Source organism: Streptomyces halobius (assembly GCF_023277745.1).
Taxonomy (GTDB): domain Bacteria; phylum Actinomycetota; class Actinomycetes; order Streptomycetales; family Streptomycetaceae; genus Streptomyces; species Streptomyces halobius.
On record NZ_CP086322.1, the window covers coordinates 8,732,350 to 8,753,290 of the forward strand.

18 protein-coding genes and 1 pseudogene are annotated in these 20,941 nt (G+C 72.0%); 8 read left to right on the forward strand and 11 right to left on the reverse strand.

The annotated features are described in order from the left end of the window. Positions 1 to 177: 177 nt before the first annotated feature. From exaC to K9S39_RS39665, 4 genes are all read right to left on the reverse strand, one after another. Positions 178 to 1,701, reverse strand: a complete 1,524-nt coding sequence (exaC, locus tag K9S39_RS39650) for an acetaldehyde dehydrogenase ExaC (RefSeq protein ID WP_248868124.1) — start codon at positions 1,699 to 1,701, stop codon at positions 178 to 180. Between the two features lie 124 nt (positions 1,702 to 1,825). Further along, positions 1,826 to 3,097 (reverse strand): GAF domain-containing protein, encoded by a 1,272-nt coding sequence (locus K9S39_RS39655; protein ID WP_248868125.1) that lies wholly within the window; start codon positions 3,095 to 3,097, stop codon positions 1,826 to 1,828. A 105-nt stretch (positions 3,098 to 3,202) separates the two neighbouring features. Then, positions 3,203 to 4,162, reverse strand: a complete 960-nt coding sequence (locus K9S39_RS39660; RefSeq protein WP_248868126.1) for a DUF6114 domain-containing protein — start codon at positions 4,160 to 4,162, stop codon at positions 3,203 to 3,205. Continuing rightward, positions 4,153 to 4,662: a DUF6230 family protein gene (locus K9S39_RS39665; RefSeq protein WP_248869184.1), complete on the reverse strand. Its 510-nt coding sequence runs from the start codon at positions 4,660 to 4,662 to the stop codon at positions 4,153 to 4,155. Before K9S39_RS39665 ends, K9S39_RS39660 begins: the two co-directional genes overlap by 10 nt. Positions 4,663 to 4,908: 246 nt before the next feature. Here K9S39_RS39665 and K9S39_RS39670 point away from each other — a divergent pair, with 246 nt between their 5' ends. Further along, positions 4,909 to 5,565, forward strand: a complete 657-nt coding sequence (locus K9S39_RS39670) for a TetR/AcrR family transcriptional regulator (RefSeq protein WP_248868127.1) — start codon at positions 4,909 to 4,911, stop codon at positions 5,563 to 5,565. 93 nt (positions 5,566 to 5,658) lie between these two features. Here K9S39_RS39670 and K9S39_RS39675 read toward each other — a convergent pair whose 3' ends face one another. After that, the gene (locus K9S39_RS39675) at positions 5,659 to 6,930 is read right to left on the reverse strand and encodes a glycoside hydrolase family 18 protein (RefSeq protein ID WP_248868128.1); all 1,272 of its coding nucleotides are present in this window, start codon (positions 6,928 to 6,930) and stop codon (positions 5,659 to 5,661) included. Between the two features lie 403 nt (positions 6,931 to 7,333). Between K9S39_RS39675 and K9S39_RS39680 the strand changes: the two genes are divergently transcribed. Continuing rightward, entirely contained in the window at positions 7,334 to 8,542 is a 1,209-nt protein-coding gene (locus K9S39_RS39680; RefSeq protein ID WP_248868130.1) for an acyl-CoA dehydrogenase family protein, read from the forward strand. A gap of 114 nt (positions 8,543 to 8,656) precedes the next feature. On the opposite strand, the gene K9S39_RS39685 is transcribed toward K9S39_RS39680, so the two are convergent. Together K9S39_RS39685 and K9S39_RS39690 are read right to left on the reverse strand one after the other, a co-directional pair. Beyond that, on the reverse strand, positions 8,657 to 9,811 hold the full coding sequence (locus K9S39_RS39685; RefSeq protein WP_248868132.1) for a threonine synthase: 1,155 nt from the start codon (positions 9,809 to 9,811) through the stop codon (positions 8,657 to 8,659). 24 nt (positions 9,812 to 9,835) lie between these two features. Continuing rightward, positions 9,836 to 10,261, reverse strand: a complete 426-nt coding sequence (locus tag K9S39_RS39690; RefSeq protein ID WP_248868134.1) for a hypothetical protein — start codon at positions 10,259 to 10,261, stop codon at positions 9,836 to 9,838. A 210-nt stretch (positions 10,262 to 10,471) separates the two neighbouring features. Between K9S39_RS39690 and K9S39_RS39695 the strand changes: the two genes are divergently transcribed. The 5 genes from K9S39_RS39695 (at position 10,472) to fxsA (ending at position 16,404) form a co-directional block, all read left to right on the forward strand. Continuing rightward, the gene (locus K9S39_RS39695) at positions 10,472 to 10,912 is read left to right on the forward strand and encodes an Lrp/AsnC family transcriptional regulator (protein WP_052860045.1); all 441 of its coding nucleotides are present in this window, start codon (positions 10,472 to 10,474) and stop codon (positions 10,910 to 10,912) included. A gap of 56 nt (positions 10,913 to 10,968) precedes the next feature. Continuing rightward, positions 10,969 to 12,681: an amidohydrolase gene (locus tag K9S39_RS39700; protein WP_248868135.1), complete on the forward strand. Its 1,713-nt coding sequence runs from the start codon at positions 10,969 to 10,971 to the stop codon at positions 12,679 to 12,681. 575 nt (positions 12,682 to 13,256) lie between these two features. Continuing rightward, positions 13,257 to 14,945 (forward strand): apolipoprotein N-acyltransferase, encoded by a 1,689-nt coding sequence (gene lnt, locus K9S39_RS39705; protein WP_248868136.1) that lies wholly within the window; start codon positions 13,257 to 13,259, stop codon positions 14,943 to 14,945. Next, positions 14,942 to 15,700 (forward strand): polyprenol monophosphomannose synthase, encoded by a 759-nt coding sequence (locus K9S39_RS39710; RefSeq protein WP_248868137.1) that lies wholly within the window; start codon positions 14,942 to 14,944, stop codon positions 15,698 to 15,700. The genes lnt and K9S39_RS39710 overlap by 4 nt, the downstream gene beginning before the upstream one ends. A 131-nt stretch (positions 15,701 to 15,831) precedes the next feature. Next, complete coding sequence (fxsA, locus tag K9S39_RS39715) at positions 15,832 to 16,404, forward strand: FxsA family membrane protein (RefSeq protein ID WP_248868138.1); 573 nt, start codon at positions 15,832 to 15,834, stop codon at positions 16,402 to 16,404. A 125-nt stretch (positions 16,405 to 16,529) separates the two neighbouring features. On the opposite strand, the gene K9S39_RS39720 is transcribed toward fxsA, so the two are convergent. The 4 genes and pseudogenes from K9S39_RS39720 to yczE all read right to left on the reverse strand — a co-directional run bounded on the left by K9S39_RS39720 (position 16,530) and on the right by yczE (position 19,272). Further along, positions 16,530 to 16,907 carry an RNA polymerase-binding protein RbpA gene (locus K9S39_RS39720; protein WP_248868139.1) on the reverse strand — a complete coding sequence of 126 codons (378 nt, stop codon included), beginning with the start codon at positions 16,905 to 16,907 and terminating at the stop codon, positions 16,530 to 16,532. Positions 16,908 to 17,259: 352 nt separating this feature from the next. Continuing rightward, positions 17,260 to 17,767: pseudogene (locus K9S39_RS39725) on the reverse strand (MFS transporter); the annotation flags it as partial. A gap of 9 nt (positions 17,768 to 17,776) precedes the next feature. Further along, on the reverse strand, positions 17,777 to 18,577 hold the full coding sequence (locus K9S39_RS39730; RefSeq protein WP_248868140.1) for a glycerophosphodiester phosphodiesterase: 801 nt from the start codon (positions 18,575 to 18,577) through the stop codon (positions 17,777 to 17,779). Next, complete coding sequence (gene yczE, locus K9S39_RS39735; protein ID WP_248868141.1) at positions 18,574 to 19,272, reverse strand: membrane protein YczE; 699 nt, start codon at positions 19,270 to 19,272, stop codon at positions 18,574 to 18,576. The genes K9S39_RS39730 and yczE overlap by 4 nt, the downstream gene beginning before the upstream one ends. Before the next feature lie 101 nt (positions 19,273 to 19,373). Here yczE and K9S39_RS39740 point away from each other — a divergent pair, with 101 nt between their 5' ends. Beyond that, on the forward strand, positions 19,374 to 20,879 hold the full coding sequence (locus tag K9S39_RS39740; RefSeq protein WP_248868142.1) for an SCO1417 family MocR-like transcription factor: 1,506 nt from the start codon (positions 19,374 to 19,376) through the stop codon (positions 20,877 to 20,879). Positions 20,880 to 20,941: the final 62 nt, after the last annotated feature.

Genomic DNA, 20,941 nt, shown 5'->3' on the forward strand with positions numbered 1-20,941 from the left:
CGCGGCGCCTGCGGGGTGAGTCGGGCCCTGGCCCGTGACTGGTCCGGAAGCGCTGGTCAGGATCGGGACAGCCGTGGGAAAGACTGGGAGGTACGACATGAACCGGGCCCTGCTGTGAGGGCTGAGCGGAAGGCGCCTGACGGGTAAAAGCCCGGTTCAGGCGCCTTTTTCGTGCGTCTAGAAGAAGCCGAGCTTCTTGGGGGAGTAGCTGACCAGCAGGTTCTTCGTCTGCTGGTAGTGGTCCAGCATCATCTTGTGCGTCTCGCGGCCGATGCCGGATTGTTTGTAGCCGCCGAAGGCCGCGTGCGCCGGGTAGGCGTGGTAGCAGTTCGTCCAGACCCGCCCTGCCTGGATGGCGCGGCCCGCGCGGTAGGCGGTGGTGCCGTCCCGCGTCCATACGCCCGCGCCCAGACCGTACAGCGTGTCGTTGGCGAGGGTGATGGCGTCGTCGAAGTCGGTGAAGGGGGTGACGGCGACGACGGGGCCGAAGATTTCCTCCTGGAAGACGCGCATGTCGTTGCTGCCCTCGAAAACCGTCGGCTGGACGTAGTAGCCGCCCGCCAACTCGCCGCCGAGTTCGGCGCGCTTGCCGCCGGTGAGGACGCGGGCGCCTTCCTTCTGGCCGATGTCCAGGTAGGAGAGGATCTTCTCCAGCTGGTCGTTGGACGCCTGGGCGCCGATCATCGTGTCGGTGTCCAGCGGGTGGCCCTGCACGATCTTCTCCGTACGCGCCACCCCGGCCGCCAGGAAGTCGCGGTAGTGGCCGCGTTGGATGAGCGCGCGGGACGGGCAGGTGCACACCTCGCCCTGGTTGAGCGCGAAGAGGGTGAAGCCTTCGACGGCCTTGTCGTAGAAGTCGTCGTCGGCGGACGAGACATCGTCGAAGAAGAGGTTGGGGCTCTTGCCGCCCAGTTCGAGGGTGACCGGCTTCAGGTTCTCCGAGGCGTACTGCATGATCAGACGCCCGGTCGTGGTCTCGCCGGTGAAGGAGACCTTCGCGACGCGCGGGCTGGCCGCCAGGGGCTTGCCGGCCTCCACCCCGAACCCGTTGACGATGTTGACCACGCCCGGCGGCAGCAGATCGGCGACCAGGCTCATCCAGTAGTGGACCGAGGCGGGCGTCTGCTCGGCCGGCTTGAGGACGGCGGTGTTGCCTGCCGCCAACGCCGGGGCCAGCTTCCAGGCCGCCATCACCAGCGGGAAGTTCCAGGGGATGATCTGGGCGACCACGCCGAGCGGTTCGTGGAAGTGGTAGGCGACGGTGTCGTTGTCGAGGTCGGAGAGGGTGCCTTCCTGGGCCCGGATGGCGCCCGCGAAGTAGCGGAAGTGATCGATGGCGAGCGGGATGTCGGCGGCCAGCGCCTCACGGATGGGCTTGCCGTTCTCCCAGCTCTCGGCGACCGCCAGCGCCTCCAGGTTCTGCTCCATCCGGTCGGCGATCCGGTTCAGGATCCGGGCGCGCTCGGCCGGCGCGGTACGGCCCCAGGCGGGCGCCGCGGCATGCGCCGCGTCCAGCGCGCGCTCCACGTCCTCGGCCGTGCCGCGCGCGATCTCGGTGAAGGTCTGTCCGTTGACCGGGGTGGGGTTCTCGAAGTACTGGCCGCCGGCGGGTGGTACGTAGGCGCCGCCGATCCAGTGGTCGTACCGGGGCCGGTAGTTCATGACGGCATCGGCGGAACCCGGGTTGGCGTAACGGGGCATGGGGCGGTCTCCCAATCACTGTCGGCGCGGTGCCCGCCGCTCCCGGGCGGCGGGCGTTGCCCGGAGGGTAGGGAGCCGGAGGTTGCGGGAACGTTGCGCCTCGGCCGGGCGCCGTCGGATCGGGTCAGCAGGTGCCCGGAGGCCCGTGGGCCAGTCCGTACGCGGCGCGCAGACGGTCGGCCGTGGCGCCGGGGGCGGCGCGCGCCGGTGAGTGTTCCGGCAGGGCGTCCACCAGGGCCTCCCAGATCTCCAGGTCGCCCTCGCCCCAGGGGGTTTGTGTCCACTGGCGCAGTTGGTCGGGGTTCCGGGCACCGAGCAGCGCGCGCCGCATCCGGTCCTCAAGCGCGCAGCGCAGCCGCCGTACGCCCGGTGCCTCGGACACCGGCAGCAGCGGACCGCGATAGGTCTCCAGCGCGGCGGTCAGCCGGCCTGCGGCCAACTCCTCCTCGACCACGGCGAGATCGGTTTCCACCGGCCGGGCGAGGCGGTACGGGCGGGCGTGGAGCAGCGGACCGACGGCCTTCCGGAGGCGGGACACCTCGGCACGCAGCGTCACCGGGCGGATGTCGCGCTCGCCGTAGAGCAGCAAGGACAACTGATCTCCCGTCAGCCCTTCGGGACGCTGGGCCAGCAGCACCATGATCTCGCTGTGCCGGCGGCCGAGGCGCAGGCGCTTACCGTCCACGGTCAGCAGCGCCTCATCCCGGCCCAGAGCGGTGAGGAAGACCCCTAACTCCCCTGTATACGTGGCGAGATGGGCCTCTGCCGCGCGGGCGGTGGCCTGTACCAGGGCCAGGCTGTGCGGGCTCGCCAGATGGTCGCCGCCGGTGATGTCCACCGCTCCCAGCAGCCGCCCGGTCCGTAGATCGTGCAGCGGTGCCGCGGCACACGTCCAGCGCTGCACCCGCCGGTTGTAGTGCTCCGCAGTGAAGATCTGCACGGCGTGGTCGGCGGCCAGCGCGGTGCCCGGCGCGTTGGTGCCGGCGTGCCGCTCGTCCCAGCGCGCTCCGACGACGAAGTTCATCCGCTCCGCGCTGCGCCGTACCCCGGTGTGCCCCTCGACCCACAGCAGGCGCCCCTGCGCATCGCAGACGGCCATCAGATGCGCCCCGTCCTGCGCGATGCTGCCGAGCAGCTCACGGAAGACGGGCATCGCGCGGGCGAGCGGATGCCCGTCCCGGTGGTCGCGGAGCGCGGCGTCGTCCAGCTCGACGGGGGCGGCGCCGTCGGTCGCGGCCCGTGCCTCGGCCGAGCGGCGCCAGGACGCGGCGACCACCTGGCGGACCGGCGGTGCCACCGTCCCGCCGGCCAGAAACGCCTCGTGGGCACGGCGTACGGTGCGGGTGCGTTCGACCGGGTCGGCGCCCGGCTCCATCGCCAGCCAAGGGTTGCGCACGTGTCACCTTTCCGATGCGGCTGCTGCCCCCGTCCGTACGCCCGATGGTGCTCGTACGGGACGCGGCCGTAAACCCCGCCTCGGAGCGGCGTCGGAAACGGCTGCTCACCCGCTGCCCGCCCGCAGCCGCAGCCCGTCCGCGGTGATCAGGTCCGAGGTGACCAGCGCCTGCTCGGCGGCCACATCCGTCATGAAGACGAACGGTGGGACGACCGGCGGCACCGGCAGCGTGTCGGGGGTGAAGGTGAGGCAGACCACCCCCTCCAGGCAGCCGCTGAACTTGGTGAGGTAGAGGGTCACCTCACCGCTGAGGTCCAACGAGTCGGCGTTCAGGCGGAGTTCGGGGCCGCCGTCGCGGGTGGTGAGACGGTAGTCGGTGAGCGATGCGGCCCTCATCTTCAGCACCATGACCTTGACCGGCCCGTCGGCGGTGGGTAGCTCGCCGACCCCCGCGAGGGTGAAGCCCTTCGGCGCGAACAGGGTCGTGGTCACCGTCGGCGGACGGGACGGCGCCGGGACGGAGGCCGCGTCGGCCGTCTGGGCCGGACCCCCGACGGCCGTCAGCAGCACGATCGGCAGGCCGACGGCGAGCGCCTTGCCGCGGGTGGCGGTGCGGGCCGGTGCCGCTCCCGCGGAGGGCGGGGCCCCGCCGGAATCCCGTTCCGGCGCCGTCCACCCGAACCCCATCGCACTGCCCGCGATCCCCAGCCCCATGCCCACCAGGAACCCGCCGAGGTTCGTCGCGGCGAAGGAGAGCACCGACAGGATCAGCGCGTTGACGCTCACATAGTGGTGTGCCGCCGGCGCGTACCACAGGAACAGCCCCGCCACCATCAGCGCCAGGCCGATGCCCAGGGCGGCCAGCCCGCCGATCCCCAGGCTGACCAGCACGGTCAGCGGCGACAGCGGGACGAGGAGCAGTTCGGCGCCGCCGAGCAGGAGCAGCAGCCCGGCCCAGAAGGGGCGGGTGCGCCGCCAGCGCCGCAGCGCCGCCCGTCGCCCCGGCCACGGCAGCGTCCGGTCGAGCCGGGCGGTCCAGCGTGCCCGGCGCGCGCTCAGAAACACTTCGTGCCGTCCAGGCTCACGCTCACCCGCAGCCCCTTGAGGCGGAAGTTGCCGCCGGTGGCCGACCAGGCATGCGACTTGACCCCGGCTACCTCGATCTTGCCGGCCTGCAGGCCGAACTTCCCCTTCGGGCCGTGAATCCCCGGTACGGCGTCGAGCGTGGCGGCGTCGCGCCCGATCTGGGCGGTGCCGAAGCGGGCGTCGCCCACCAGGTCCTCACCGTCGATGACCAGGCTGTCGGCGGTCACCGGCCCGGCCTTGCCGCCCGCGGTCAGTTTGAACACGACCGTGCCCACCGGCGTCTTCACCTGGGCCGCCTGGCAGATGTCGGCGAGCGAGGCCCGGCCGATGCCGAGCAGCGCGACGGGGTGGCCGCGCCCGTCGGTGTCCCGGTCGGTGTGGACGTACGAGGCGAGGCCCTTACTGGTCAGCTTTCCTGAGGAAACCTGGAAGTTGGTGCCCGATACCGCGAAGGACGCGGCCAGTGCGCCCTGGGCCATCACGGTCGCCAGCACCCCCACGGCGAGCACGGCGGGCACGGCGACGGCGCCGGCCTTCTTCCAGGAGGTCCGCCCCTCGGGCGGTGTGTCGGAGATTCGGGTCGTTGTGCTCACTGCGTCCTCCCCGGGGCAGCGGTCGAGTGCGCGAGGGAAGTGCTTCATCGAGCCCCTGCGGAGCCTGCCCGCAGGTCATGACGGCCTGTCATACTGCGAAAACCTGACAGTTGTTGGAGACTAGGGCCGAATTTGAATAATAGTCAACAGCGTGCGCGGAGAACTCCGCAGGGCGCCCGCGCCACCGAGCGGTCCCAGGCGCGTCGTGCCGAACTGATAGCCACCGGGCGGAAGTTGTTCGCCGACACCTCCTACGACGCACTGTCCATGGATGACATCGCCCGCCATGCCGGAGTCGCCAAGGGCTTGATCTACTACTACTTCACGAACAAGCGCGGCTATTACCTCGCCATCATCGACGACGCGGTCGCCGAGCTCGTCGAGCGCGCCGCCGCCACCCACGATCTCCCGCCCGTCGAACGCGTCCGGCACACCGTCGACGGTTATCTCCGCTACGCCCAGCACAACCAGGCCGCCTACCGCGCCATCGTGACCGGCGGTGTCGGCTTCGACGCCGAGGTACTGGCGATCCGGGACGCCGTCCGCGCCCGGCTGCTGGGCACCATCGCCCTCGGCGCCTGGGGCCGGCAGGACATTCCGGCACTGGCTCGCACCGCCCTGACCGGCTGGCTCTCCAGTGTCGAGGGCATCACCCTCGACTGGATCGCGGAGCAGGAAGTCCCGCGCGAGACGGTCATCGCGCTCCTGGTACGCGGCCTGGGCGACACCCTCCGGCTGATCGAGGAGTACGAGCCGACCTGCCCGGCACCGTCCCGGCGCACCGGCTGAGGGGCCATCAGGCATGGCCGGAACGGCGCGAGGGCGGGAGGCCGCCGAGCCTCCCGCCCTCACCACACCCGTACACCGGGGCCCGCTCGGCCCCTACGTGATCGACTCGATCAGTTCGCCGTCCGTGGTGTCACCGCTCAGCTCCCAGAAGAACGTGCCGCCCATGCCCTGCGCGTCCTTGAAGGCCATCTTCGCGCCGATGGTCTCCGGTGTGTCATAACTCCACCACTGGTCACCGCACTTGGCGTAGGCGGTGCCGCCCACCTTGCCGGTGGCGGGGCAGCGCTCCTTGAGCACCTTGTAGTCGTCGATGCCCGCCTCGTACTTGCCCTGGGCCGCGCCCGTCGCCGTACCACCCGGCGCGTCCTGGGTGACGCCGGCCCAGCCGCGGCCGTAGAAACCGATGCCCAACAGCAGCTTGTCGGCCGGGATCCCGAGGTCCTTGAGCTTCTTGGTGGTGTCGGTGGTGTTGAACCCGGCCTTGGGAATGCCGTCGTACGACGTGAGCGGGGAGTGCGGGGCCGTCGGTCCCTTGGCGTCCCACGCGCCGAAGTAGTCGTACGTCATCGGGTTGTACCAGTCGACGTACTGGGCCGCGCCCGCGTAGTCGGTGGCGTCGATCTTGCCGCCCTCCGAGGCGTCCGCGGTGATCGCCGCGGTCACCAGGTTGTCCTGCCCGAACTTCGACCGGAGTGCCTTCATGAGCCCGGTGAACGCCTCCCGGCCGCTGGTGTCACAGGTCAGACCACAGGCGTTGGGGTACTCCCAGTCGATGTCGATCCCGTCGAAGACATCCGCCCAGCGCTTGTCCTCGACCAGGTCGAGACAGGACCGCGCGAACGCGTCCGGGTTCTTGGCGGCCTCGGTGAAGCCGCCCGACCAGGTCCAGCCGCCGAACGACCAGATCACCTTGAGGTCGGGGTGCAGCTTCTTGAGCTTGCGCAACTGGTTGAAGTTGCCGCGCAGCGCGCCGCCCTCCCAGCCGTCCGCCTTGCCGTCGACGCTCTGGTCCGCGGTGTACGCCTTGTCGTAGTCGGCGTAGGAGTCGCCGATGGTGCACTTGCCGCCCTGGACGTTGCCGAAGGCGTAGTTGATGTGGGTGAGCTTGTCCGCCGACCCGGACGTCTCGATGTTCTTGACGTGGTAATTCCGGTCGTAGACACCCCAGTTGGTGAAGTATCCGACGACCTTGTCGCCCGCGGCGGCGGTCTTGGCGACCGTGGCCGGGCGGTTCGCGTCCGGGGCGTCGGCCGGGTTGGCGGTGGCCGACCGGGCGAGCAGGGTGCCGGCCAGCGCCGCCGTACACAGCGCGGTGGCGGCGGCGATCAGTCTGCGCGGTGAGCGCTTCCGGTGCGGTCTGAGCATGTCGTCTCCTCGGAGGGGGCGAGGGTGGTGCCTGACCTGATCCGCGTCCGAATTGGCATGAACGCGTTGAACGTTGAGGGGGAAGGTAGAAGGACTAGACCACTGAGGTCAATGGTTCGGACCAATCCTGTGAACGGTGGGGGAGGGGCCGGCGAACAGAGTCGGCCGCCGGGTGGCCTTTGCCCAGAGTGCGCCGACGCGTCCGGGGCGAGGTCCGGAACCAGTCATGATCGACCCGTGACGCGGAGCCTCCGATCGGGCATACTCCTAGCGCCACAGCCGCAGGTCATGCCCTGTCCGAGACCCGGACGGCGATCATGGGCCTGGCACTTACGGAAACCGGCGCCGCCGCCTCACCCCGCACGGCGTCGCCGCAGCGCCCGACAGGGAGGAGAGCGCCGCCATGACCGAGTACGGCCCCCGGCCGGTGGAACGCAGCTTGCCCACCGAGGAAGCCCGCGACCTCATGACGCTCGTACGCGAGCTGGTCGAGCGGGAGATCAAGCCCACCGCCGCCGAGGAAGAGGCCGCCGGCCGCTTCCCGCGCGAGACCTTCACCCTGCTCTCGGAATCCGGGCTGCTCTCCCTTCCGTACTCCGACGAATTCGGCGGCGGAGACCAGCCCTACGAGGTCTACCTCCAGGTCCTGGAAGAGCTCGCGGCCGCCCGGCTCACCATCGGCCTCGGTGTCAGCGTGCACACCCTCGCCTGTCACGCACTCGCCGGATACGGCACCAAGGAACAGCGCGCCGAACATCTGCCGGCCATGCTCGGCGGCGGGCTCCTCGGCGCGTACTGCCTCTCCGAGCCCTCCTCGGGCTCCGACGCGGCCGCCCTCACCACCCGCGCCACCCGGGAGGAGGGGGGCACCTCCCGTTCGAGCAGAGCCGAGAGTGGGGGAATCTGGACGATCAATGGCACCAAGGCGTGGACCACCCACGGCGGGGTGGCCGACTTCTACACCGTCCTGGCACGCACCGGCGGCGCCGGCCCCCGCGGCATCACCGCCTTCCTCGTCCCCGGCGACATCGAGGGCCTGAGCGCCGCACAGCCCGAGCGCAAGATGGGCATGAAGGGCTCCCCGACGGCCCAGCTGCACTTCGACGATGTCCGCGTCCCCGACTCCCGCCGCCTCGGCGACGAGGGCCAGGGCTTCGCGATCGCCCTCGACGCCCTGGACTCCGGCCGCCTCGGCATCGCCGCCTGCGCCATCGGTGTCGCCCAGGCGGCACTGGACGAGGCACTCTCGTACACCACCCAACGCCGTCAATTCGGCCGCCCGATCGCCGACTTCCAGGGCCTGCGCTTCATGCTGGCCGATATGGCCACCCAGGTGGAGGCCGGCCGCGCGCTCTACCTCAGCGCCGCCCGGCTGCGCGACGCCGGCCGGCCGTTCACCAAGGAAGCGGCGATGGCCAAGCTCTTCTGCACGGACGCCGCGATGCGGGTCACCACGGACGCCGTCCAGCTCCTCGGCGGTTACGGCTACACCCAGGACTTCCCGGCCGAGCGCTATATGCGCGAGGCCAAGGTCCTGCAGATCGTCGAGGGCACCAACCAGATCCAGCGGGTCGTCATCGCACGGCATCTGGCGGGACCCGAGTCGCGCTGACCGGGCGGGCCGGACGGCGGCGGCGCGCACAGCCGTCGCCGTCCGGCCCGTCGTTCCACACGCCCGCTGTCCGGGATCTCCCCCTGCCGTCCACGTCCGTCCCTGTCGTCCCCCTCAGCCGCCCGGCGCCTTGAGCCCGGTCGCCGTCCCGATGGCGACCACCAGCGCGCCCGGCGCCGTCACCAGCTCACGCGCCACCGCCACCCCGACCGCGGACGACGATTCCATCAGCAGGCCCTCCGCCGCCAACCGCCGGTGCTCCGCCGTGATCACCTCGTCCGTCACCGCGACCGCCGTGCCCCCGCTGCGCCACAGGGCATCCAGCCCCTGCCAGCAGGGCCGCTCCTCGCCCAGTGAGAACGCCACCGTGGGGCGGGACGCCACCCGCCTACGCTCCTGATCCGCCCGGTCCGCACAGCGCAGCGCGGCGGTGAACGGCGCCGACGCCGCCGGTTCCGCGGCCACCAGCCGAGGCACCTCCGGCAGCAGCCCCGCGGCCGCCAACTCCCGGAATCCACGGCCGACTCCGGCCAGCAGGTCCGCCCGGCTGGTGGGCACCACGACCGTGTCGATCCGCCGCTCCGCGAAGTCCCGCGCCAGTTCGTAGGCGACCGATTTGTAGCCCTCGTTGGCGTACGGGTTCCCGCCGGGCGACGGCCAGGAGAAGCTGGTCAGCGGGTACCAGCCCTGCTTCTCGACGGCCTGTGCCATCGCCGCGTTGCGCTCGGCCACGGTGCCCCGGTGCACCACCCGCTCGGCCCCCAGGGCATCGATCTGCGCCCGCAGCCCCGCCGGGACCCTCTCGTTGGTGAACACCACACACCGCAGCCCGGCCCGCGCCGCATATGCCGCAGCCGCCGCGCCCGCGTTCCCCGAGGACGCCGCGACCACCGTGTCCGCACCGGCCGCCACCGCGGCGGCGAGACCGACGGCCATCGCCCGGTCCTTGTGCGATCCGGTCGGATTCCCGCCCTCGTACTTCACCCACAACTCGCCGGGAGCGGACCCCTCCTGAGGGCCGTCCGGCTCGATGCGCAGCCGGATGCCGGGAGTGTTCCCCTCGCCGAGGGAGACCGGCGGACCGGGCGTCGGCAGGGCCTTCGGCCAGCCCCATGGTCCGCCGGGGTACGACGCGAGATCCAGCCCCGCGAGATCCGCGAGCGGTGGTGGCGTGTTGACGCCGATGCCCTCGCCCGCACAGACCCGGCAGCCGTCAAAGCCCTCCGCGGCGCGGCCGCAGCGCGGGCAGTGCAGAGGTGGTGCGGTCACCCTCGCTCCTGTGGGGCCGGGCGCTCAGGCCCCGCGACGCATCCGGGGCACCCGGACCGGCCGCGAGCCCGGTCCGCCGATGTGCGAGAAGGGCTGACGGCGCCAGTCCAGGCTCTCCGGGAGCGTCAGCAGCATCGCCGCGTCCTGCTCCTGGGTGTCCAACGTGTCATCGGTCGACGGGGCGTCGGCCACCGGGCGGCCCGATCCCTGACACACCGTCAGTCCGAACGGGTTCCACGGGGAGGGGCACAGCGCATGCTCCGGAAGCGCGTCCTCGTCCGCCAGCAAGGCGATCGGCTGCCCGCAGTCCGGGCAGGTCACACGGTAGATGTCCAAGGTCTCGAAAGGCTCGTCGGCGCCGTCGTCGCCGGTGAAACCGGGACTGTCGCCCTCCTGGGCGCCGACGTTCGCCGCAGCGGATTCCTGCTTAGGGCGTCGCATGATGTCCATCCCCCTCGGGTGGGCCCCATCCGGACCGCCGCATTCCTGTGACCGGCGGTCCCGGCCACCACCAGCATTTCCCTTCATGCCCGGCGCATAATCGCGGCGCCCCGACGGACACCGGTTCACGTGTGTGGCATTCATCACACTGTGCGGCGCACGGGGGCCACGCTCCGGCGTGCGCTGCGCATCCGCGCCCGAGCACAGTAGGTTGAACGGGTGGAGGAGTTGGACCGGCAAATCGTGGACCTGCTCGTCAAGGACGGGCGGATGAGCTACACCGACCTGGGCAAGGCCACCGGCCTGTCCACCTCGGCGGTGCACCAGCGGGTGCGCCGCCTTGAGCAGCGCGGTGTCATACGGGGTTACGCCGCGATCGTGGACCCCGAAGCCGTCGGGCTGCCGCTCACGGCCTTCATCTCGGTCAAACCCTTCGACCCCAGCGCGCCGGACGACATCGCCGAGCGGCTCGCCGAGGTCCCCGAGCTGGAGGCATGCCACAGCGTCGCCGGCGACGAGAACTACATCCTCAAGGTCCGGGTCGCCACACCGTTGGAGCTGGAGCACCTGCTCACCCGCATCCGCAGCCTGGCCGGGGTCTCCACCCGCACCACGGTCGTCCTCTCGACGCCGTACGAGGCCCGGCCGCCGCGTATCTGACCGGGCGTCCGACCCCGCGCGCGGCCCGCCCGCGCGCAGGGGCCAAACTGTCCGGTATGAGCGAGCGCATCCCCGAACCGGCCCCGCAGGGCACCTCCCACGCAGGTCGGCAGGCCCCCTCCCGCCCGGTCCGCCAGGGTTCCTCCCGCCCTGCCCGGCCCCGCACCGTCCTGCTGCGGGGCGGTGAGGTGCACAGCCCCGCCGACCCCTTCGCCACCGCGATGGTCGTGGAGGGCGACAGCATCGCGTGGGTCGGCGAGGAAGGCGCCGCCGACTCGTTCGCCGACGGGGTCGACGAGGTCGTCCACCTGGACGGCGCGCTGGTCACCCCAGCGTTCACGGACGCACATGTGCACACCACCGCAAGCGGCCTCGCGCTCACCGGCCTCGACCTGGCCGGTGCCGCCGCGCTGTCCGACGCGCTGACCCGGATCCGCGCCTACGCCGCCGCCCGCCCGGCGGACCGGATCCTCCTCGGACACGGCTGGGACGTCGGCGCCTGGCCCGAGGGGCGCCCGCCGTCCCGTGCGGAACTCGACGAGGCCACCGGCGGCCGCCCGCTCTACCTCACCCGCGTCGACGTGCACTCCGCGGTCGTCACCACGGCCCTGCTGGACCTCGTCCCCGGCGTGCGTGAACTGCCCGGATTCCGCTCCGGCGCGCCACTGACCGGCGATGCCCACCACGCCGTACGGCGGGCCGCGCACGCCACGATCACCCCCGCCCAGCGGACCGAGGCCCAGGCCGCCGCCCTCGCCCGCGCCGTCTCCCTCGGCATCGGCAGCATCCACGAGTGCGCGGGCCCGGAGATCTCCGGCGAGGACGACTTCACCGGGCTGCTCGCCCTGGCCGCCGAAGGCGACGGCCCGCGGGTCGTCGGCTACTGGGCCGAAACGATCGCATCCGCAAAGGACGCGGAGCGGATCCGTGCGCTCGGTGCGCTCGGCGCGGCCGGTGATCTCTTCGTCGACGGGTCGCTCGGCTCGCACACCGCCCACCTGCACGCCCCGTACGCGGACGCCGACCACACCGGCGTCGCGCACCTCGACGCCGCGGCCGTCGCCGCCCATGTCGCGGCCTGCACCGAGGCCGGCCTCCAGGCCGGTTTCCACGCCATCGGCGACGCCGCCCTGACCAGCGTCGTCGACGGCGTACGGGCCGCCGCCGAGCGCGTCGGCCCCGACCGGATCCGCGCCGCCCGGCACCGCGTCGAACACGCCGAAATGCTCACCGACCGGACCGTCGCCGGCTTCGCCGACCTGGCCCTGACGGCCTCCGTCCAGCCCGCCTTCGACGCGACCTGGGGCGGGCCCGACGGCATGTACGCCACCCGCCTGGGCGCCGACCGCGCCCGCACTCTCAACCCGTACGCCGCCCTGCTCAAGGCCGGCGTCCCGCTCGCCCTCGGCTCCGACAGCCCGGTCACGCCGCTCGACCCCTGGGGCACCCTGCGTGCCGCCGTCTTCCACCGCACCCCCGCCCACGGCATCTCCGCCCGCGCCGCCTTCACCGCTCACACCCGCGGCGGCTGGCGCGCCGTCGGCCGCGACGACGCGGGCGTCCTGGTGCCCGGAGCCCCCGCCGACTACGCGGTCTGGCGCACCGGGGACCTGATCGTCCAGGCCCCCGACGAGCGCGTGGAACGCTGGTCCACCGACCCCCGCTCCGGCACCCCCGGCCTGCCCGATCTCACCCCCGGCAACGACCTCCCGGTGTGCCTGCGCACCGTCGTCGGCGGACGCACCGTCTACCGGCGGCCGATCGAGTGACATCGCATGGGCAGGTGCCCCGGGGGACATGCCCGCAGCTACTCGCCCCACCTGCGAAGGCTCGCCGCTGACCTGGGACGACGCGAAATCGACGCAGGCGGAGCACCTGTTGACAGCAGCCGGTCGACGGCCGGTAGGTTCGGCCGGGTCCACCACCAGGACGTCCGATCGGGAGACCTCCGCGCAGTCGTCGAACGCAGCTGGGCCATGGGGCGGTGCGCCACACCGGCACTCCGCCACTGGGAGCCAGGTCCAGAACCAGAGGCACGGCGTGACGGAAAGTTTCGGCCGGATGGGGGTCCCTCCCTGCTCCTTGGGAGCCTGGGGGAAGGTGCGAACGGGTGGGGCCCGGATGCTCAGTAGACAACGGCTCTCGGTCGACCCGCAGCCAGCGGGTCCCAGGTCGGCCCGAAGGGCGCCGGGCCCCGATCCCGCACCACACCGCGGCCCGTCCTCTTCCGTGTGAACCCTCGGTCCGACCCCTCGGCCACCCGCACCCGCACCCGCACCCGCGACCGCGGCCACCCGATGTACGGTCAGCTCACCACCCCACGACCTGCAGGAAGGCCGCGACCGTGCCAACGGGTTCCGACACCACAGCAGAGGCCGTCAGCGGCACCTCGCCCGAAGGTCCGGTGCCGCCCGTCGCCACAGGACCGGCCACCGGGACGGATGACACCGCCGCGCCGCGCCCCGGCCGCGCCCGGCGGTGCGCCGCGCCGGTGCGCCGCGAGGCGCCGCGTACCGGCCTCGCCGTCGTCTCCGGCACCGCGCTGGCGCTCGCCTTCCCGCCGTACGACCTGTGGCCGCTGTCCCTCCTCGGCGTCGCCGCGCTCTCGCTGCTCACCCGCGGCCGGACCGTCCGGCAGGGCGCGTGGACCGGCTTCGCCTTCGGGCTGCCCTTCTTCGTGATCCTGCTCAAGTGGCTGCACGTCGTCGGCTGGGACGCGGTGATCGGACTGTCCGTCGCCGAGGCGCTGTTCATGACGCTGCTGGGCGGGGCGCTCGCCGCCGCCTCCCGGCTGCCGGCCTGGCCGCTGTGGACCGCCTGTCTGTGGGTCGCCGAGGAATGGGCCCGCGACCGCGTCCCGTTCGGCGGCTTCCCGTGGGGGCGGCTCGCGTTCGCCAACACCGGCTCGCCGTTCACCCCGCTGGCCGCGCTCGGCGGCGCCCCGCTGGTGACCTTCGCCGTCGCCCTCTCCGGTGCGCTGCTGGCCGCGTGCGCCGTCACCCTCTGGGGGCTGCGCCGCTCCGGGACGTTGCGCCGGGCGATCCCCGCCATCGAGGCGTTCGGGCTGGCCGCCGCGGTGGCCGGGGCCGGGGTGCTCGTCCCCGTCCCCACCAAGGCCGCTGACACCGTCGACATCGCCGTCGTCCAGGGCAATGTCCAGCAGCCCGGCATGGACTTCCTGGGCCGCCCGATGAAGATCCTCGACAACCACGCCAGGGCCACCGAGCGGCTCGCCGCCGACATCGAGGCCGGAAAGGCGCGGAAGCCCGATCTGGTCATCTGGCCGGAGAATTCCTCCGACCTCGATCCCTTCCAGTACCCGCAGGCCTACGACCGGATCGACAAGGCCGTGCGGGCCATCGGGGTCCCGGTGCTCGTCGGTGCGCTCATCGACCACCCCTCCAAGGAGGGCTATGTCTTCAACGAGGGCATCGTCTGGGACCCGAAGAAGGGGCCGGGCGCCTCGTACACCAAGCAACACCCGGTGCCGTTCGGTGAGTATGTGCCGTTCCGCGAGCAGCTCAGCAAGATCATTACGCGTTTCCAGCGAGTGCCCCGCGACTTCCACCCGGGCGACCACACCGGCGTCCTGCAGGTCGGCCCGGCCAGGCTCGGCGATGTCATCTGCTTCGAGGTCGCCTACGACGAGATCGTGCACGAGACCGTCGGCGCCGGCGCCCGTGCCCTGGTCATCCAGACCAACAACGCCACCTACGGCCGCACCGGCCAGCCCGAACAGCAGCTGGCCATGTCCAAGCTGCGCGCCGTCGAACACGGCCGGGCCGTGGTCACCGCCGCCACCAGCGGGATCAGCGCCGTCGTCGCCCCCGACGGCACCGTCACCCGGCAGATCCCCGAGTTCACCCAGGGCGTCGTCTCGGCGCGGATCCCCCTCCGCGACGAAACGACGCTCGCCGACCGCGTCGGTGCGGCTCCCGAGTGGGCGCTCGCTATCGTGGGGCTTCTCTCCTGTGCCGCCGCCGCAGTCGTCGGCCGGCGCGGGCGCACGAAGAACGAGAAGGGGCAGCAGTGACAGACGGCGGTCAGCGGCAGTACGGTCCGCTCGGCACCACGTTGGTGATCATCCCGACGTACAACGAGGCGGAGAACATCAAGCCGATCGTCTCGCGGGTGCGGTCCGCCGTCCCCGAGGCGCATGTGCTGATCGCGGACGACAACAGTCCCGACGGCACCGGCAAGCTCGCCGATGAGCTCGTCGCCGAGGACGAGCAGGTCCATGTGCTGCACCGCAAGGGCAAGGAAGGGCTCGGCGCCGCCTATCTCGCCGGCTTCCAGTGGGGCATCGACAACGGCTTCGGCGTGCTGGTCGAAATGGACGCCGACGGCTCGCACCGGCCCGAGGAGCTGCCGCGGCTGCTGACCGCCCTCAAGGGCGCCGATCTCGTGCTCGGTTCTCGCTGGGTGCCCGGCGGCCGGGTGGTGAACTGGCCCAAGTACCGCGAGCTGCTCTCCCGTGGCGGCAGCACCTACTCCCGCATCCTGCTGGACGTCCCGATCCGCGATGTCACGGGCGGCTACCGGGCCTTTCGCGCGGAGACGCTCAAGGGCCTCGGGCTGGCGGAGGTGGCCTCGGCGGGCTACTGCTTCCAGGTCGACCTGGCCCGCCGTGCCGTACAGGCCGGCTATCACGTCGTCGAGGTCCCGATCACCTTCGTCGACCGGGAGTTCGGCGACAGCAAGATGAGCCGCGACATCGTGGTGGAGGCGCTGTGGCGGGTCACGGCCTGGGGCGTCGGCTCCCGGGTGGGCAGGATCCGCGGCCGCTGACGCCGGGCCCGGCCGTCCGGCCGGCCGAGAACGTTCCGTCCGATGCGCCTGCCCTCCGAGGCCCGGCTGCCGCACGGCGCCCGACGCGACCTTCAGGGCGCGCTGACGGCCGGGCCAGGCACACTTGAGGCATGACGTTCGGAGCCACGCCACCGCCGAGTCCCCGCCCGCCCACGCGCTCGCGCGCCCGACGGTTCGTCCCGTTGGGCGTGGCCGCCTGGATGGTGCTGGAGATCTGGCTGCTGACCGTCGTCGCCGGTGCCACGAACGGGCTGACGGTCTTTCTGCTGCTGGTCGGGGGAGTGATCGCCGGCGGGTATGTGATCAAACGGGCCGGCCGTCGCGCGTGGCGGAACCTCACCGAGACCCTGCAGGCCGGCGGCGGTCCCACGGCGCCCAAGGCGCCCGTCTCCGCGGGCGGCGGCAATACGCTCCCGATGCTCAGCGGCCTGCTGCTGATGGTGCCCGGCCTGCTCTCCGACGCCCTGGGGCTGCTCTGCCTCTTCCCGCCGACCGCGAAGCTGATCGGCCGCCGCGCGGAGACGCTGCTGACCCGGCGGAAGTCCCACGCACCGGGCTCGCTCGGCGACGCCTTCCAGCAGGCCCGCATGCACATGCCGGACGGCAAGGTCGTCCAGGGCGAGGTCATCCGCGACGACGAGCCTCCGACCACGCCCCGGCAGGACCCGCCGCTCACCCGCTGAGATCACCGGGACACACAAAGGGCCTGGACACACAGAGGGCCACCTGGGCACACAAGGGCCGGGGCCACTGCGCAGTGCAGTGGCCCCGGCCCTTGTGCTTGTTCTACCGCCGTAGGCGCGGTCCGTCAGGCGGACTTGCGGTTGTTGTCGCGCGGATGCACGGCGATGTTCATGGTGCCGGAGCGCAGAACGGCCAGCCGCTCGGCCAGCACCTCCTCAAGCTCCTCGCGGGTGCGCCGCTCCATGAGCATGTCCCAATGCGTACGCGCGGGCTTCCCCTTCTTCTCCTCAGGGCCGTCGCCATCCACCAGAAGAGAGGGTGCACCGCATACCTTGCACTCCCACTCCGGCGGAATCTCGGCCTCAACCGAGAACGGCATCTCAAATCGATGTCCGTTCTGGCATGCGTACTCCACCGCCTGGCGCGGGGCCAGGTCGATGCCGCGGTCGGTCTCGTAGCTGGTCACCACGAGTCGCGTGCCGCGGAGAGCTCGCTCACTCATGAATCGTGCCTCCCGGGCTTGTCGCCCACAGGACAGGTGTCGCTGTCGTCGTCATCCGGTCAACGTCCGGTCGGCTGTGAAGATTCCCGTAATCGGGATATGCGCCCACCCGTCGCCCAACCACCGCCCTTGACGGAGGCGCCGTGCGCCGCTGCCTTCCTTCGTGCCGCCCCTTGTTGTACCCACCAACGCCCGGTTTGTCACATCTGGCAGCAGATGTCACCCAGCGCTTTCAGTGTTTGAGCGCGCAGTAACGGTCCGCCTGGTGAGCCAAAGGCGTATACTACCGGCCCGCTTGCCCCACGCCTAAATCCGGTCCGGTACGGGTTCCGGCCACCGCGATCGCCCGCCGCACCGGCGCCCTCGCGGGCAGCGGACAGCCCACCGCGATCAGCAGCGCCCAGGCCGCCGGCGAGCCGAGGACCGTCCGCTGCGCGCCGTACCGTCCGGCCAGCCGCCCCATCGGCAGCGCACCCGCCGCGGCCGGCACCTGCACCAGCAGGACCGCCGCGCTCAGCGCTGTCCGATCCAGTTTCAGCTCCTCGGAGCCGTACACGGACGCTGGGTGAGCACCGCCTGTACGCCGTCGTCGTAGACGAGATACGTCAGGAGGAAGGCCAGGGGCAGCGGATGGCGGCGCATGTCGCGGAGTGTGTGCCGCAGCCGGCGCCGGCCCAGGGAGGCGCGGGCCGCAGATCGGCGAGCAGGACCAGCGCCCCGGACGCGTGACCGAATGCCCAGCCCCGGGAGGACACCGGATCCCGCTCGTCCGGCTCGGCGATCCGCGGCAGGAACGCGTTACAGAGCATCGTCGGCACGACGAAGCACACATTCGCGATGATCAGCAGGGCCCCGCCCAGCGGACAAGCTCAGACCCAGGAGCCGCGCTCGGTCAGCACCGCACGCAGCGTCCCGATGTAATCGGTCATGATGCCATCCACCCCGAGATCCAACAGAGTTGCCATCCGCTCGGCGTCGTTCACCGTCCAGACATGGACCTGCATACCGAGCGCACGCGCCGAGCGGAGAAACAACCGGTCGACCACGGGGATACCGGACTGCCGCTCGGGGACCTGCACACAGACGGCACTGCGCCGCACCGCCGCACCCAGCAGCCGGTCCAGCGGCACCGCACCACGCCCGTACGAGCGCATCCGCAGGCCCGCCACACCCCGGACGCCGAGCGAGGTCGCCATCCGCGGGCCCGCCAGCCGCTGCGCCCGCGCGACCCGGGCCTCCGAGAACGAGCCGACGCAGACCCGGTCCCAGGCGTTGGTCCGGCGCAGCAGCTCCAGCAGCGGCACCAGGGCGGCCTCCGCCTTGATGTCGACGTTCCAGCGGGCCCGCGGGAACTCCTCCAGCAGCTCCTCGAAGAGCGGCAGTGGTTCCCGGCCGCCGACCCGGGCCCGGCGCACCGCCCGCCAGGGGAGGGTGCCGATCGCACCGCGGGTGTCCGTCACCCGGTCCAGCGTCGCGTCGTGGAACGCGACGAGTTGTCCGTCCGACGTGGCGTGCACATCGGTCTCCAGATAGCGGTAGCCGCTGTCCACCGCGCGGCGGAAGGCGGCGACGGTGTTCTCCAGACCGTCCGCCGCCCCGCCCCTGTGAGCAAAAGGAAGCGGGGCGGGGTGGTCGAGATAGGGGTGGCGCAGTCGTATCGCTGAAGTCACTCGGGCAGTATGGCGTGCTCCGGTTGCCGCCCTCCGCGGGCCATCACGGGCGACGGCCGCTCGGGCAGCCCCTCGATCACGAAGCGGCGGAGGAAGAACTGCGCCAGCGGCCCGATGGCCAGCGCGTAGCCGACCGTGCCCACCCCCACCGAACCGCCGAGCAGGAAACCGGCCGCGAGCACGGTCACCTCGATGTCGGTCCGCACCAGCCGCAGCGGCCGGCCGGTCCGCCGGTGCAGTCCGGTCATCAGCCCGTCGCGCGGACCGGGCCCGAAGCGGGCGGAGATATACAGGCCGGTCGCGGCGCCGTTGAGGACGATGGCGAAGGCCAGCAGCGGTACCCGGACGCCGAGCGGGCCGGCCTCGGGCACCAGCGCCAGCGTCCCGTCCATCACCAGGCCGAGGATCACCACATTGGACACCGTGCCCAGCCCCGGCCGCTGCCGCAGCGGAATCCACAGCAGCAGGATCAATGCCCCGGACACGATGGTCACGGTGCCGATCGACAATCCCGTATGCCGGGATATGCCCTGGTTGAGCACGCTCCATGGCTCCAGACCGAGCTCGGCACGCAGCATCAGCCCCATGCTCACGCCGTAGAACACAAGCCCCGCATAGAGCTGAAGCAGCCGGCGCGGCAGAAACCGGCGCGGCGGCAACGCCCGCCGGCTGCCGGACCCCTCGGTGACGGACATGAATCTTCCCCCTCCTGGCACGATTGGACTGGCACGTGCGACCATGTGGCATGTACGGGATCATCTAGAAGGGCCAATTCGGGGAAGGTGGACTGATCTTCATGGCTCAGTGGACTTCGGCGGTAGGGGCACCCCAACTCGCCCGGCTGCTCCGGTCGCAGGACTCGGGAGCCACCGAACTCCCCATCGGCGGGCGCAAGTTGCCCGCCTACCGCAGCCTCGCCGACGGCGTACGCCGCCTCGTACTGGAAGGCCGGGTACCGGTCGCCGCCAGGCTCCCCGCCGAGCGGGAACTGGCCGCCGCGTTCGGCGTCAGCCGCACCACCGTCGCCGCCGCCTACGAAGCGCTGCGCGCCGAAGGCTTCCTGGAGTCCCGGCGCGGCTCCGGCAGCTGGACCGCCGTCCCGGCCGGCAACCCCCTGCCCACCCGCGGCCTGGAACCCCTCCCCCCGGAAGCCGCCGGCTCCATGATCGACCTCGGCTGCGCCGCCCTCCCGGCCCCCGAACCCTGGCTGACCCGCGCCGTCCAGGGCGCCATGGCCGACCTCCCGCTCTACGCCCACACCCACGGCGACTACCCGGCCGGCCTCCCCGTCCTGCGCCAGGCCCTCGCCGACCGCTACACCGCCCGCGGCATCCCCACCATGCCCGAACAGATCATGGTCACCACCGGCGCGATGGGCGCCGTCGCCGCGATCTTCCGGTTCTGCACCGGCCGCGGCGAGCGGGTGGCCGTCGACTCCCCGTCCTACGCCAACATCCTCCAGCTGATGCGGGACGCCGGCGCCCGGCTCGTACCGGTCGCCCTGGGGGAGCGGCTGGCCGGCTGGGACATCCCGGTCTGGCGCCAGGTGATGCGCGACGCGGCCCCCCGTATGGCCTATGTCGTCGCCGACTTCCACAACCCCACCGGCACCCTCGCCACCGAGGAACAGCGCCGCCGCCTCGTCGACGCCGCACGGTCGGCCGGCACCCTGCTCGTCGTCGACGAGACGATGACCGAACTCCGGCTGGACGAGGACCTCGAACCACCGCGCCCGGTCTGCTCGTTCGACCCCGCGGGCAGCGCCGTCATCACCGTCGGCTCGGCCAGCAAGGCGTTCTGGGCCGGGATGCGGATCGGCTGGGTGCGCGCCGCGCCGGACATCATCCGCAGCCTGGTCGCCGCCCGCGCCTACTCCGACCTCGGCTCACCGGTCCTCGAACAGCTCGCCATCGCCTCGCTCCTGGAGACCGGCGGCTGGGAGGAGGCTGTCGGGATCCGCCGCGAGCAGGCCCGCGAGAACCGCGACGCGATCGTCGCGGCCCTGCACCGGCACCTCCCCGACTGGGAGTTCACCGTCCCGCGCGGCGGCCTCACCCTCTGGGCCCGTACGGGCGGGCTCTCCGGCTCCCGGATCGCCGAGGCGGGGGAGCGGCTCGGGGTGCGCGTCCCCTCCGGCCCGCGGTTCGGCGTCGACGGCGCCTTCGAGGGCTTCGTACGGCTGCCGTTCACGGTCAGCGGAGCGGTCGCCGACGAAGCCGCGGTACGGCTGGCGGGCGCGGCACGACTGGTCGCGACCGGGGCCCCGGTCGCGACGGAGGCGCGGCAGGCGCTGGTGGCCTGACGGGTTCCCTTGCCGTGGCTGGTTCGGCGTCCTACTGGTTCGGCGACTTGGTGGGTTCGATG

Excerpts from the sequence above, each read along its gene's own strand:
- exaC (WP_248868124.1), bottom strand. The coding sequence starts at position 1,701 with ATGCCCCGTTACGCCAACCCGGGTTCCGCCGATGCCGTCATGAACTAC.
- K9S39_RS39665 (WP_248869184.1), bottom strand. The coding sequence starts at position 4,662 with ATGGCCCAGGGCGCACTGGCCGCGTCCTTCGCGGTATCGGGCACCAAC.
- K9S39_RS39675 (WP_248868128.1), bottom strand. The coding sequence starts at position 6,930 with ATGCTCAGACCGCACCGGAAGCGCTCACCGCGCAGACTGATCGCCGCC.
- K9S39_RS39680 (WP_248868130.1), top strand. The coding sequence starts at position 7,334 with ATGACCGAGTACGGCCCCCGGCCGGTGGAACGCAGCTTGCCCACCGAG.
- K9S39_RS39690 (WP_248868134.1), bottom strand. The coding sequence starts at position 10,261 with ATGGACATCATGCGACGCCCTAAGCAGGAATCCGCTGCGGCGAACGTC.
- K9S39_RS39700 (WP_248868135.1), top strand. The coding sequence starts at position 10,969 with ATGAGCGAGCGCATCCCCGAACCGGCCCCGCAGGGCACCTCCCACGCA.
- fxsA (WP_248868138.1), top strand. The coding sequence starts at position 15,832 with ATGACGTTCGGAGCCACGCCACCGCCGAGTCCCCGCCCGCCCACGCGC.
- K9S39_RS39720 (WP_248868139.1), bottom strand. The coding sequence starts at position 16,907 with ATGAGTGAGCGAGCTCTCCGCGGCACGCGACTCGTGGTGACCAGCTAC.
- yczE (WP_248868141.1), bottom strand. The coding sequence starts at position 19,272 with ATGTCCGTCACCGAGGGGTCCGGCAGCCGGCGGGCGTTGCCGCCGCGC.
- K9S39_RS39740 (WP_248868142.1), top strand. The coding sequence starts at position 19,374 with ATGGCTCAGTGGACTTCGGCGGTAGGGGCACCCCAACTCGCCCGGCTG.